The organism is Bacteroidota bacterium (assembly GCA_034439655.1).
In the GTDB taxonomy this organism is placed as follows: domain Bacteria; phylum Bacteroidota; class Bacteroidia; order UKL13-3; family UKL13-3; genus CANJUD01.
Genome location: JAWXAU010000146.1, coordinates 26,740 through 39,858 on the forward strand (window position 1 = coordinate 26,740; position 13,119 = coordinate 39,858).

Below are 13,119 nucleotides of genomic sequence, written 5' to 3' on the forward strand. Positions count from 1 at the left end.
ATCAATATGCCCACAAATTTGTTGCAAACATAGAGCTAATAAATTAATCAATCCGCTTCTACAGACAAAATATTAAAATCAAACTGTGCATAGTTTTCACGTAAACACTTTTATCAGCATTGTCATTTTCATCATCGTACTTGATTTGTATGTATGGCAAGCATTTCGTTTTTCGAGCAAGAACCTAAAACCAATTTGGCGTAAAATAATTAAATATACTCATTTCGGTTTTAGCTTGCTATATATAGGTTTGGCAGCTATTGTAATATTCAATTCTAATCTTGATATATTTTACCGCAATATCATATTCGGCACCTTCATGACCCTGTATTTTACCAAACTTTTTGTATGCATATTTCTTTTAATTGACGATATCAGAAGAGCAATGCAATATATAGTTTCTTTGTTTACAAAAAAGAAAAAACCAGTTTTAGTTGACCTTCCAATAATTCCAAAAGACCAAATTTCGCATAAAATATCACGCAGCAAATTCATAACTACTACAGGTATGATTGCAGGTATTGCTCCATTAATACTGATGACCCGAGGCGTTGCTAAAAATGCATACAACTATCAAGTAATTCCTGTTCCTTTAAAACTCGACAAGCTTCCCTCCTCTTTCCGAGGATTAAAAATACTTCAAATTAGTGATATACATAGCGGAAGTTGGGCCAACAAAGATGCAGTGAAAGCGGGTGTGGATTTAATCAATTCCCAAAAAGCAGATTTGATTTTCTTTACTGGCGATTTGGTAAATTTTAAAACGGATGAAGCTTATCCTTGGATGGATATACTAAGCCAGATAAAAGCACCAATGGGCGTTTTCAGCATTTTGGGTAATCACGATTATGGAGATTATTATTATGCCCCCGATGACCCTAAAAAAATACAAAACATGCTCGACTTATATAAAGTACACAGCGATATGGGTTGGCATTTATTACGCAATGAGCACGTTACTTTGAACAGAGGTGGTGAACGCATAGGAATAGTAGGTGTAGAAAACTGGGGCAATAAAGGAAGATTTCCAAAAGTTGGTGATTTGCATATTGCCAACAAAAATATTCCCGATGTGCCAGTAAAATTATTACTGAGCCACGACCCTTCGCATTGGGAGGCTAAAGTAAAACACGAAATGCCCGATGCCGATATCATGTTTGCGGGCCATACCCACGGTGGTCAGTTTGGTATCGAAAATAAATTGTTCCGCTATAGCCCCGTGCAACATGTATATAAACAATGGGCAGGGATGTACGAACACGGTAAACAAAAAATATATGTGAACCGCGGTTTTGGCTTTATCGGTTTCCCAGGGAGGGTGGGTATTTTGCCAGAGATAACGGTGTTTGAGCTTGTGTAGAGAATTATGAGTTATGAATGATAAATTATGAATGCCATTCGGCGGCTATATAATGATAAGGGGAATAAACATATTGTAGTTCGGCATTGCCATTCTAAAAACTAATCCGCCATAGACGGAGAACTATTATAGTTTAAGAAATGGTATTATAAATGCCGTGCGGCTGATTGATTTATGAATATGGGTGTCAGTCGACCGTTGTCAGACCATGCAGCGTCAGCAATCCGCCGCGGCGGAAACCATTAATAATTTATAATTTATAATTTTTCATTAACCCTTCTTCTTCAGTGTTTCCTCAGGTTTGTATTTCATAAAACGGTGCAAAATATTGGCTTCCCAATAAGCATCTCCTTTTACCCTAAAACCCAATTGCTCATAAAAAGAAACAGCATCGTCCTGAGAGCCTAAATATATCTGCAAATTTTTGGGCATGTCTTCCAAAAGTTTCTCTACCAATGCTTTTCCAATACCTTTACCTCTAAATGCTGGCAATACACAAATTCTTTCAAGCTTATGGCCTGCTTTACTTTGCCTCCATCGTGCGGCTCCCACTGGTTCCGAATTCCACAAGGCCAGGTAATACCTACATTGCCTAGCTTTATCGTATTTATCAAATTCTTCTTTTTCTGATACACCTTGTTCTAGCTGGAACACGGTCTTCCGAATTGCATAATGCACTTCAAGTTCTTTCCCATCTTCTACTTTCTTTATTTGTATCATAGTTAAAATTTAGATAATAATTTACTAATAGTCGGCAAATATAAATTCTTTTGAGCATAAAAAATATTCGGGAATTCCATGTAGGTATATTTATTTTAATTCTACATAAAAATTCTGCTTTGTTACGAAATATCCAAATGTGTTTATATTCAAATTGTTTGTAATACAATAATTCTCAAAGTCCATTTGATGCTCCGCACTAACTGCTACCAATAGCCCCCCATTGGTTTGTGGGTCGTTGAGCAATTGAAAATTTCGCATATCAATAGCTCCTGTTACTTGCTTTTCGACAGCATTCCAATTGCGATAGGTATTATCGGGGATGCAATTTTGAGCAAGCAAATCATCTATTTCCGGATAGATTGGAATCAGTACCGAATTAATTTCTGCCGACAAATTTGAAGCCTCACACATCTCGATCAAATGCCCCAAAAAACCGAAACCTGTTACATCTGTAATTGAAGTTATATAGCTTAAATTAGCTAAGGTACTTCCAATAGAATTCAATTGCGACATGTTGATTATATGTTTATTTAACCGCTCAACATCGCTTTCACTTTCATTGGCCGAGGCGAACAATATACCTTTTTTGATAGCGGCATTATATATCCCACTGCCGAGGGGCTTGGTGAGATAAAGCAAATCTCCCTCCTTTGCACCCGCATTTGTTTTAAGTTTTTCTTTGCTCACTAAACCATTTACAGATAATCCAAAAAATGGCTCGGGGCTATTGATGGAATGTCCACCGGCTATGCTTATTCCTGCTTCTTTGCAAGTATCCATGCCGCCTTTAATAATTTGTTTGGCTATATCAGGACTAAGCTCATCCACCGGAAATCCAAGAACCGATAAGGCTACAAGAGGCTTCCCTCCCATTGCATATATATCGCTGAGAGCGTTGGCTGCTGCAATTTTTCCAAAGGTATAAGGGTCGTCGACTACCGGTGTGAAAAAATCGACTGTAGAAATAAGTAGTTGCCCATTCCCTAAATCATATACGGCTGCATCGTCTTTATTTTCAAAGCCTACCAATAAGTTGGGGTCGGTCTGCCTCGGCAGATGTGATAGTCCGCTCAAAATCTCTGATAAAACGGCTGGGGCAATTTTGCAACCGCAGCCTGAGCCTTTGCTCATTTCAGTCAGTCTTTTGCTCATCGGTATTGGGTTTGTTTCTGGCATTTTCTATATCTTGGTAACGTTTCTCTCGCTCCTGCATTTCCTCCATTTTGCTTTTGGCAAAGGGTTTGAGAAAGATGCGGTAGAAAAAATATAAACAAATACCCCCAATGAGAAACTCACTTATAAGCATAAACCAAAAATCTGGTTTCAGTAATCCGTCCAATAATAACATGTTAAAAAAAATTTTGGCAAAATTACACTCCCTTTGCCTCAAATGCCTTAGAATTGCAATACTTTTCCGCTACAACAAAAAAACAATGAAAAGACTGGGAACAATTGCTTTAATAGCCTTATGCTGCGTGCAAGGATTATTTGCACAAATAGAAATAAAGGAACCATTTAAAAAACTTACTGAACATACCGACGATGTAAATCGCATGGTTTATAGTATGCCCCTCCGATTATTTGCCAGTGCATCTTACGATAAATCGGTAAGGATATATAATGAAGAGGGTGTACAACAAAAGTTTTATGCCGATGCCCATAAGGCTTCTGTAGAAGCTTTGTGTTTTAGCAAAGATGGCAAATACCTTTTCAGTGGTTCAAACGATTGGATGATTGTGCAATATGATGTGGCGGCAGGGAAAGTCATCAAAACTTTTGGTGGTTTTAACCTCCCCGTTAAGGCATTGGCATGCGATGCTACTGGCAAATTTCTTTTTGCATCGTTCGACGAAGACTCCATTAAAATATTTGATCTTTCTGTGGGTGGGCAACAAAAAAGAGGTATCCCAACTGCAGGAAGGGTAACACATATAATGCCCAGCTACGATGGAAAAGGCTTATTGGTTGCTACACAAAAACCTGAAGTAACCTTGATGGATTTTAGAGGGAACACCGTATTATCACTGGTAGGCCATAGCGACCAAGTAAATCAAATAGCGATGTCACCTAATGGAAAATATATAGCAACTGCCTCCAACGATAAAACTGTAATAATTTGGGACCCAAAAACTGGAAATAAAGTACGTGCTTTTGCAGGTCACGAACTTAAGGTGAACGGCGTTAGCTTTAGTGCCGACGGTAAATATATAGTTACAGCATCCAATGATAAAACTGTGAGAGTATGGGAGGTGGAAAGTGGAAAGCAGATTTATACCATCAGAGCCATTAATGCTGTGAAATCAGCATTTGTATCTATGGATAAAAAATATGTGATAACAGGAGGTAAAGGAATTAGTAAGGAAAAAGATTATGGTATATATATGTGGAGGGTTGGATTGGATACGCTCGATAAAACCGCGACACCAGGAGGAAATAAAACCCTGAAACCAGTGCCCGATATTAAGGTTGTTGAAGCAGCAGATTCGGCAAAGAATAATTCCATTAATACCGAAAAACCAATCAAAACAAATCCAAATATTACCAAACCAAAAACTACTCCCAAAGCTGAAGTACAAAGCAACCCTAAACCAAAACCAAACGTTATCAATAGTACAACACCTGGCTCCACTGTGCATACCGACTCTGCTAAAGTGAGCAGTAGTATAGACTCAGCCCGTATACAACAAATGCCACAGCAAGTAGGTGATTCTACTTTGAATAATATTAAAAATGAGAAAAAATCGAGGTACAGAAAACTTAATTAGTTATAATTTCAGGCCCTTATATATTGGTTCGTGGGTTTTATTATTATATAGTTTTTTATTGTTATGTGCTTTTAGTTCCTGTACCGATACTAATGAAAACCCAAACACGGCGAGGGGCAAGGGCAAAAATGACAGTATTCCCGAAGCACTAGCTAAACTCAATGATGCCATTGCCAAAGAACCCAAAAACGCTGAGAATTATTATATACGATCGAAGTATTTTTTCGATCAGAAAAAACAGTTTGAGGCAATCGAGGATATTGCACATGCAGTAAATCTGCAGCCCGAAAATCCATTATACCATTTTATGGGTGGCGAATATTTATTTGCTATTGGCAAAACGCGAAGATGTGCCGACGCCATGCTGGAAGCGGTTCGCATCAAACCCGATTATACTGATGCTTGGCATCGCTTATCCGAATTATATATTATAGGAAAAGATTTTGACAGTGCACAATGGTGCTTTAAACAGTTGGAACTACTTGACCCTACCAATCCCAAAACTCCTTTCTTCAAAGGTGAGATGTATAAAGATATAAAAGCCGATACGAATCGTGCCATCGCACTTTTTCAAAAAGCGACCGAGCTTGATGCTACTTATTGGCAGGCATGGTTGCAACTGGGTATTATATTTAGTGCGAAGAATAATCCATTGTGTTTGCAATATTTTGGAAATGTATTACGTAATAGTAAAAACAATGTGGAAGCCTTATATGCCCGAGGCTATTATTTGCGTAAAACAGGTAAACTTGCCAATGCCGAAAATGATTTTAAATATGTAAAACAACTCGACCCGGGTCATTATTTGGCCAACTACAATTTGGGTGTTATATATTTCCAACAAAACAAACTGCAAGAGGCTCTCGAAGAGTTTAGCATGACCATAGAAAAGAAGGAAGACTATGCGTATGCATGGTATAGCCGTGGTTTGTGTTACTACCAAATAGGCAATAAACCCGCTGCCAAAAAAGATTTAGAAAAGTGTTTGCAATTGGACAAAGAGCATTTTAAAAATGCAGAGGTGTTGTTGAAGAAGATGTAGTGTGACCTTTCCAAAAGTTTAAAAATTTTGGGAAGGTAGTATTGAAAGCCACGTCAGCCCTTTCGCTGCGTAAGCCCCCCCATTGGCCGCGGCGAACTGAATCCAAAATCCCGCCCATTTTTGTGAATAACTTGTGCAGCCCTGCCCTTGATAGGCTAATACTTTTGCGGCCTCAAAACAACACATAATTATATAATCCTATTTAAATCACATTCTAAATGAAAAACATCTCAGTTATCGGCTCTGGAACCATGGGCAACGGCATTGTTCACGTATTTGCACAAAATGGTTTTACAGTCACCATGATAGACATTAATCCAGCCGCATTAGAAAAAGCTATGGCCACCATTGGCAAAAACTTGGACCGCCAAGTAAGCAAAGCACTTATTACCGAAGAAGTAAAAACACAAACCCTTGCCAATATCACCACCTCTTCCGATTTGAAAACGGGTGTAGCCAATGCCGACCTCGTAGTAGAAGCAGCAACCGAAAATGTAGAAGCCAAGCTTAGTATTTTCAAACAACTAGATGAGTATACAAAACCTGGAGTGATTTTGGCCAGTAATACTTCTTCCATCTCTATTACCAAACTTGGAGCTGCTACTAAACGTCCTGAGCAAGTAATAGGCATGCACTTTATGAACCCAGTGCCAATTATGAAACTGGTAGAAGTAATTGAAGGTTTCAAAACCACCAAAGAAGTAACACACACAACCGTTGAACTTTGCAAAACATTGGGTAAAATACCCGTAGCGGTTTATGATTATCCAGGCTTTGTAGCCAATAGAATTTTGATGCCTTTAATAAACGAAGCCATATATACATTATATGAAGATGTAGCGGGTGTGGAAGCAATTGATACAGTGATGAAACTCGGTATGGCCCACCCGATGGGCCCTTTGCAGTTAGCTGATTTTATTGGCCTCGACGTGTGCTTGGCTATTCTCAATGTATTATTTGAAGGATTTGGAAATCAGAAATATGCTCCCTGTCCTTTGTTAGTAAAAATGGTAACTGCAGGTCAATTAGGCGTAAAAACTGGAATGGGTTTTTATGATTATACTGGTGGTACCAAAGAGCTTATTACTGCTCCTAACTTTAGGAAATTGGGGGTATAATATTTTTACTCTTTAACCGTCATTGCGAGCGTTCCGATAGCTATCCGAATCCGCGTCGCAATCTCATACAATCGAAGCTCTTAGTTCCAATTGTGCCAAATTGCCACGCCTCTGCAAAAGTATCAGTAACTTTATGGTCTTTCACCAAGGCTCGCCATGACGTGCATAAATCAATTCTGGCTCAAACCAAATTCTTGAACAAGGTGGTTATTCCTTTGTTAATACCAAAACTCAATATATAATAGTCCCAAAAGAAAGGGACTAATTGGATTGTAGTTCGGCATTACTTCACTTTGCAAACATTATATATTTTTTCGTGTTCGCCCCCACCGTCATCGCTTAGGGCGACGCCAACTCACTCGAAACTGGGGAGGATGGTTGGGACCGAATCCCGAAATTTACGCTTTCACCAAATACTTCTTGCTTACCCAAGCATAAGAACCAAAAAGTATAATAGTAGCTATACCGTTACCTATGAAACTTTTAAGCAAGAATGGAAGTGCATTGGTATAACAAAGTACAAGTCCGGTCATATCTTTTGTATAAGGTTTGCTGTTCATATCTAAGCCTGCAGCCCATACCATAAAGTTAGAAACAATAAAGAATAACAGTATTGCCGTTACGCTGCCTACTACGATATTTTTAAGAGCAACACGCTCCTTAATAAGAAAACCTATATAAGCACTCACCAAATACATCATATAGATACCTATATATTCGCCGTTGATGAAATATTGGTAATAACTGTCGCCCATATTAAGAGCCATCAACACATCACCCATGAGCAAAGCAGCCAAAGGAACGAGAACTGAACCTCGCCACGACATTCCAATTGCACCAGCAAAAAAAGTAATGGCAAGCATGGGTGCATATCCTTCCCAACTGGTAAGACGTACAACTGAAAGAAGGATAAAGATAAAAATGGGAGCAACTATTTTCTTGTTCATGCGTTTGAGTTTTTAAAAATTATTAATATTTCTGTTTGCAAAAATAAACCATCCAAGGTGAAATGGTTAAATTTGCCGCACTTAAAAATTATTCACACCCAAAAAAAATGAAAAAATTATTTACGTTACTATGCGGCCTCATTGCATTTGCAGGTGTTATGGCCCAAACAAAACTTATCGAAAAAGTAGATAAGGTTCCTGGCAAACTCATTATCCCTTACGAAAAGTACCAGTTGCCCAATGGCCTTACTGTGGTTGTTCATGAGGACCACTCCAATCCTATTGTACATGTGGAAGTTACCTATCATGTAGGCTCAGCCCGCGAGGTAAAAGACCGTACTGGTTTTGCACACTTTTTTGAGCACATGATGTTTCAAGGCAGTGGCCATGTGCAAGACGAAGAGCATTTTAAAATTGTATCAGGTGCAGGTGGAAATATGAACGGCAGCACCAATCGTGACCGTACCAATTATTTTGAAACCCTTCCTGCCAATTATTTAGAAATGGCTTTGTGGCTAGAAAGTGACCGCATGGGTTTCCTTTTGGATTCTGTAACCCAGAAAAAATTTGAAGTTCAACGTGCTACTGTAAAAAATGAAAAAGGACAGAACGTAGAAAATGTTCCTTATGGAATTGTAGAAGAATATTTGAATGCGAACCTATATCCCGAAGGTCACCCTTATAGCTGGACTACCATTGGCTATACCCAAGATTTGGATCGTGCCACGGTGGAAGATTTGAAAAACTTTTTCTTGAGATGGTATGGCCCCAACAATGCCGTACTGGTAATATCGGGCGACGTAAAAACTACGGAGGCATTAGCCTTGGTCGAAAAATATTTTGGCAGCATTCCACAGTGTCCCAAAGTGAATAAAATGAAAGTAGAGCGTGTGGTATTGCCCGAACGCAGATTTGTAAAATACTCCGAGAAAGTTCCTTATCCATTATATACTATTGTTTATCCTACCGTGGGAACTTACCAAAAAGATGAAGCCGCTTTGGATATATTGGCTAATATATTGGGCAATGGAAACAATTCTATTTTCTATAAACATTTCGAGAAAAATGAGAATGCATTACAAGCAAATTGCTACAACCGCAGCGAAGAATTGGCAGGTGAATTTACCTTGCGAATTATCCCCTATTACGGCACGCCTATCGACTCCATTGATGCGTGGTTGAAAGCTTCGTTTGACGAACTCGAAAAAAATGGTATCAGCGATGAAGCCATGGAACGTGCTAAGTCTGTTTACCTCACGCAGTTCATTAGAGGAATGGAAAGCGTAGCAGGCAAATCGACTTACCTCAATTACTGGAGCATGTTTTTGAATAAACCTTTTAATATGCAGGACGAAATTGACCGCTATAAAAACGTGACCAAAGAACAAGTGATGGCTGCTTATAATAATTATATAAAAAATAAACCAGCAGTTTGGGTTCAAACGCAGCCCAAATATTCTAATCCTGATGAAACTAAAAAAACTGAAACAATTACCAATACTGAAAAAGTGGTCCCACCAAATGAGTATAACAATCTTTCCTACAAAAAACCTGTTGATAATTTCGACCGTAGCAAACATCCAATTCCGGGCGAAGTAAAATCTGTGCAGTTTCCCAATATATATAATGTAAAGTTCGATAACGGCCTTAGAGTGGCTGGTACCGTAAACAATGAAGTGCCTCTGGTATATTTGCAATTGAGCATAAAAGGCGGTGAACTTCACGAGATGAACGATTTGAAAAAGATTGGTCTTTGTTCTGTTACGTCTGAATTGATGAACGAAGGAACACAGAAATATACAAGCGAAGAATTTAGTGCCCAGTTAGAAAAAATGGGAAGCAGTATTTATGTGTCATCAAGTAGTGAAGAAATTACGATATCTATGCAATGCCGTGCTGAAAATGTTGATGCTACTTTAAAATTGTTTGAAGAGCGATTATTGCATACCAAATTTAATAAAGACGATTTTAAACGTACCATTAAAAGTAATGTAGAGCAAGCTAAAGGCCTCGACTATAATGCAGGATTGATGTCGCAATTGGCTTTCGGTAAATTAATGTATGGCAATAATCCTTATGGTTTATTTGCCAACGAAAAATCATATAAAAGTATTACCTTAGAAGATGTGAACAATTTTTATAATAATAACTTTTCGCCATCTATTAGTAACCTTATAATTGTAGGTAGTATAGGGCAAGAAGAGATGATGCCCAAGCTTGGATTTTTAAAAGAATGGTCTACTAAACCAGTTACCATTCCTAGTCCTGGCGAGTTTTATGAAACGGAAGGAACTAAAATATATTTGGTAGACAAACCCGAAGCACCGCAAAGCTCGCTTGTAATTGGTTTTACTTCCGATAAATACTCTGCAACTGGCAGATTCTTCAAAAACACTATCATGAACTACCAATTGGGAGGTAGTTTTAACAGCCGCCTTAACCAAGATATTCGTGAAGATAAAGGATATACTTATGGTATACGCAGCGGTTATAACTTCAATAATTATATGGGATATTATACTATTGGTTGCTCAGTGCGTGGCACTGCTACCGATAGTGCCCTTGAAGAAATAATGAAGGTAGTAAAAGAATATAAAACTAACGGACCTACCGATGAAGAAGTAGCATTTACACGCAGCTCCATGCTCAATGCCCGCCAAATGCGTTATGAAACTACGGGTTCCATGGCCTCATTTATTGGTAATATGTTGGACTACGGAATTACACCTGAAGTATTGAAAGAACAAGAGAAAATCATTTCTACCATCAGCAGAACAGAATTAGCCGCACTTGCCAAAGACAATCTAAAAACCGACAAAATGATTATCATGGTTGTAGGTGATAAAGACAGTTTAAAAAAACGTTTAGAAAAATTAAATATGGGCGAAGTAAAAGTATATAATAGTACCAATGATGTGCAGTTTAATCCTAAAAACCGCGTAGCACTGCCACTCATGGATAAAAAATTTCCCAGACAATAGAATTGAAAATATAACCATAAAAAAATCCCCGATGTATTATAATGCATCGGGGATTTTTTTTGTTACCGTCATTCTGTTCGCCGCGGCGAATCGTCATCTAATACCGAAACTCAATATATAATAGTCCAAAAGAGGGGGGAATCCCCAGCCAGCTTGCGGGGTGTAGTTCGGCATTACCATTCTAAAAACTAATCCCTCAAGCGGAGAACTATTTTAGTTTAAGAAATGGTATTACATCCACACCGCTAAAAACTTCATGAACTCAGTTTTCAACTCCTTATATATTTTTGTGAATGAAGCAGCACGTTCGTTAATATCATCATGGTCGGCAAATACTTGATGGTTGATAGCTACAGGGTGTTCCTGTGCGTATTTTGTTAGCCATTGTTCATGCTTATTGATTTCATCGTTCAAAATATCGAGATGTTCTTTTTGTATAATAAACTGATTTTGAAAATGCTCAATCTGGCTACGAACTTCAGTACTTGTATTTTTTGCTGAAATTTTTTCCAATCTACTTTGATAAATCTTTAGTTCATCATTATAGAATTTGAATTCGCTACTCCATAGTTTGTGTTCGAAATGAAGCTCATCGAAGTGTTTAGTTTTTTTGGCTGTTCCGGTTGTTATGATATTTTTTTTTCTGCAAATTAAATTATAATAGTCCCTAAAGGTAATTGACCACAATCAGAGCGGTTTATGATTATTATCAGAAAAAACATTAACTTTGTGAGGTCAAATAAATAATGCGTTCATCAATATTGAATTTGAATTCACTAACTATCATATTTACCCATTAAACAATTAAACTAGAAATGAAAAAATATATTTTAATTCTACTTGCCATTATAGCTGTCTCTAACAACAAAAGCTTGGCACAGGACAGTACAAAACAATACAAGATTGGTCACGAATTCCAAATCAATATTCCGAAATATATGGAACGGACTAGTGGGATAAACGGCTCAGCGGCAATCGAATTTAAGAACGACGACAGAGATGTTTTTGGTTTTGTAGTGCAGGACACTAAAGAAGAATTGGGGATCTTGGAAATCACCTTTGCGGCTATTGATTCATTCTATGATTTCTTTATCAAAGATTTTATCAAAGATGCAGACAAAAGAAATGTTTCAAAAGCTCTCAGTACCAAAAAAGCAAATGTCAGTTTTATAGAAAGTGATTTTTCTTATTTGGATACAGATACCAAAGTAGAAATATATTATTTCATTGGTATTGTAGAAACAAAAACTTGTTATTATAAGGTGCTGTGCTGTTGCTCTCTTGCAAACAAAGACAAGTTCAAAGCCGATTATCAAAAAATATTATACAGCCTCAGAGACTAGGTGATTATTTTTAAATTTACCCCGCCGCGGCGGAATTATTTTTTATTTTGCCGGATAAAAACACACATAGGAGAATGAAAAAATATTTTGCAACATTTATAGTAATTTATTTAGTATTATTTTTATTGTGTGTAATGTCATTTGGATTGGCTTATGGATATGATGAAGGAACTATGCGGAATAATTTGATAGGAGAAATATCTGCTTTTATATTTAAAATTTTCGAGTTCCCTCTGGTTTATATTTTGCCATCTAGATATTTTATATTGGGATTTTTTATCGATATATTTCTTTATTCTGCCTTAATTACTATAATTATATATATATACAAAAAAATGACATTTTAAATTCGAAGAATATGCTTCTTTAGTATCTAATTTGTGAGATGGCTTTCTAATAGGCGTGCAGAATAGACGGCACAAAACACTCGAAGTAAAGCAAAATAGAAAGACAAATTGAAATTATATATATCATTTATATCAATCCTCATTTTCATAATAAAGTGCAGCAATCCACCTGAACTCAGCAAAGTAGCCAGCAACACATCTATAATACCAATTCTTAACGTAAAATAGTTCTCCGCCTGTGGCGGATTTGGTTTGTAGAATCGTAATGCCGAACTACATCCCGAAAGCTTTCTTTTTGACTATTATATATTAGACCTCTTTCATAATTCGATTCTAATAAATATAAAGGTTTGAAACACGAATTTTAAAACTTAGAATGCTGCCCTTTTTTATGTACAGCAGCCCGCTGCGGCGGGGTGGCAAAATAACAGCTCCCAAAAAATATAATTTGATAAATACTTTCCTTAACTATGGAAAATGCATACGAGTAGCA

Annotated in this window: 11 protein-coding genes; 6 read left to right on the forward strand and 5 right to left on the reverse strand. The window is 37.4% G+C overall.

Features of this window, described 5'->3' with window-relative positions:
- The first annotated feature begins 85 nt into the window (after positions 1–85).
- A complete protein-coding gene (locus SGJ10_10590; GenBank protein MDZ4758564.1) occupies positions 86–1,360 on the forward strand; it encodes a metallophosphoesterase in 1,275 nt (424 codons plus the stop codon).
- A 270-nt stretch (positions 1,361–1,630) separates the two neighbouring features.
- On the opposite strand, the gene SGJ10_10595 is transcribed toward SGJ10_10590, so the two are convergent.
- The 3 genes from SGJ10_10595 to SGJ10_10605 form a co-directional block, all read right to left on the reverse strand.
- On the reverse strand, positions 1,631–2,080 hold the full coding sequence (locus SGJ10_10595; GenBank protein MDZ4758565.1) for a GNAT family N-acetyltransferase: 450 nt from the start codon (positions 2,078–2,080) through the stop codon (positions 1,631–1,633).
- A 90-nt stretch (positions 2,081–2,170) separates the two neighbouring features.
- On the reverse strand, positions 2,171–3,259 hold the full coding sequence (gene selD / locus SGJ10_10600) for a selenide, water dikinase SelD (GenBank protein ID MDZ4758566.1): 1,089 nt from the start codon (positions 3,257–3,259) through the stop codon (positions 2,171–2,173).
- On the reverse strand, positions 3,216–3,431 hold the full coding sequence (locus tag SGJ10_10605) for a hypothetical protein (protein ID MDZ4758567.1): 216 nt from the start codon (positions 3,429–3,431) through the stop codon (positions 3,216–3,218). Before SGJ10_10605 ends, selD begins: the two co-directional genes overlap by 44 nt.
- A gap of 85 nt (positions 3,432–3,516) precedes the next feature.
- Here SGJ10_10605 and SGJ10_10610 point away from each other — a divergent pair, with 85 nt between their 5' ends.
- From SGJ10_10610 to SGJ10_10620, 3 genes are all read left to right on the forward strand, one after another.
- Positions 3,517–4,848: a WD40 repeat domain-containing protein gene (locus SGJ10_10610; GenBank protein MDZ4758568.1), complete on the forward strand. Its 1,332-nt coding sequence runs from the start codon at positions 3,517–3,519 to the stop codon at positions 4,846–4,848.
- Complete coding sequence (locus SGJ10_10615; GenBank protein ID MDZ4758569.1) at positions 4,814–5,890, forward strand: tetratricopeptide repeat protein; 1,077 nt, start codon at positions 4,814–4,816, stop codon at positions 5,888–5,890. The genes SGJ10_10610 and SGJ10_10615 overlap by 35 nt, the downstream gene beginning before the upstream one ends.
- 218 nt (positions 5,891–6,108) lie before the next feature.
- A complete protein-coding gene (locus SGJ10_10620) occupies positions 6,109–7,008 on the forward strand; it encodes a 3-hydroxyacyl-CoA dehydrogenase NAD-binding domain-containing protein (protein MDZ4758570.1) in 900 nt (299 codons plus the stop codon).
- 398 nt (positions 7,009–7,406) lie between these two features.
- Here the strand turns inward: SGJ10_10620 and SGJ10_10625 are convergent, their stop codons facing one another.
- Entirely contained in the window at positions 7,407–7,955 is a 549-nt protein-coding gene (locus SGJ10_10625; protein MDZ4758571.1) for a DUF6580 family putative transport protein, read from the reverse strand.
- Positions 7,956–8,062: 107 nt separating this feature from the next.
- On the opposite strand from SGJ10_10625, the gene SGJ10_10630 reads away from it, so the two are divergent.
- Positions 8,063–10,936, forward strand: coding sequence for a pitrilysin family protein (locus SGJ10_10630; protein ID MDZ4758572.1), 2,874 nt, complete (start codon positions 8,063–8,065; stop codon positions 10,934–10,936).
- A 231-nt stretch (positions 10,937–11,167) separates the two neighbouring features.
- Here the strand turns inward: SGJ10_10630 and SGJ10_10635 are convergent, their stop codons facing one another.
- Positions 11,168–11,623, reverse strand: a complete 456-nt coding sequence (locus SGJ10_10635) for a hypothetical protein (GenBank protein ID MDZ4758573.1) — start codon at positions 11,621–11,623, stop codon at positions 11,168–11,170.
- A gap of 128 nt (positions 11,624–11,751) precedes the next feature.
- Here SGJ10_10635 and SGJ10_10640 point away from each other — a divergent pair, with 128 nt between their 5' ends.
- Positions 11,752–12,279 (forward strand): hypothetical protein, encoded by a 528-nt coding sequence (locus SGJ10_10640; protein ID MDZ4758574.1) that lies wholly within the window; start codon positions 11,752–11,754, stop codon positions 12,277–12,279.
- Positions 12,280–13,119 lie beyond the last annotated feature (840 nt).

What these genes read in the sequence shown, in the direction of transcription:
- SGJ10_10595 (MDZ4758565.1), bottom strand. Translation starts at nt 2,080, where the DNA reads ATGATACAAATAAAGAAAGTAGAAGATGGGAAAGAACTTGAAGTGCAT.
- selD (MDZ4758566.1), bottom strand. Translation starts at nt 3,259, where the DNA reads ATGCCAGAAACAAACCCAATACCGATGAGCAAAAGACTGACTGAAATG.
- SGJ10_10605 (MDZ4758567.1), bottom strand. Translation starts at nt 3,431, where the DNA reads ATGTTATTATTGGACGGATTACTGAAACCAGATTTTTGGTTTATGCTT.
- SGJ10_10625 (MDZ4758571.1), bottom strand. Translation starts at nt 7,955, where the DNA reads ATGAACAAGAAAATAGTTGCTCCCATTTTTATCTTTATCCTTCTTTCA.
- SGJ10_10615 (MDZ4758569.1), top strand. Translation starts at nt 4,814, where the DNA reads ATGAGAAAAAATCGAGGTACAGAAAACTTAATTAGTTATAATTTCAGG.
- SGJ10_10630 (MDZ4758572.1), top strand. Translation starts at nt 8,063, where the DNA reads ATGAAAAAATTATTTACGTTACTATGCGGCCTCATTGCATTTGCAGGT.
- SGJ10_10640 (MDZ4758574.1), top strand. Translation starts at nt 11,752, where the DNA reads ATGAAAAAATATATTTTAATTCTACTTGCCATTATAGCTGTCTCTAAC.
- SGJ10_10620 (MDZ4758570.1), top strand. Translation starts at nt 6,109, where the DNA reads ATGAAAAACATCTCAGTTATCGGCTCTGGAACCATGGGCAACGGCATT.
- SGJ10_10610 (MDZ4758568.1), top strand. Translation starts at nt 3,517, where the DNA reads ATGAAAAGACTGGGAACAATTGCTTTAATAGCCTTATGCTGCGTGCAA.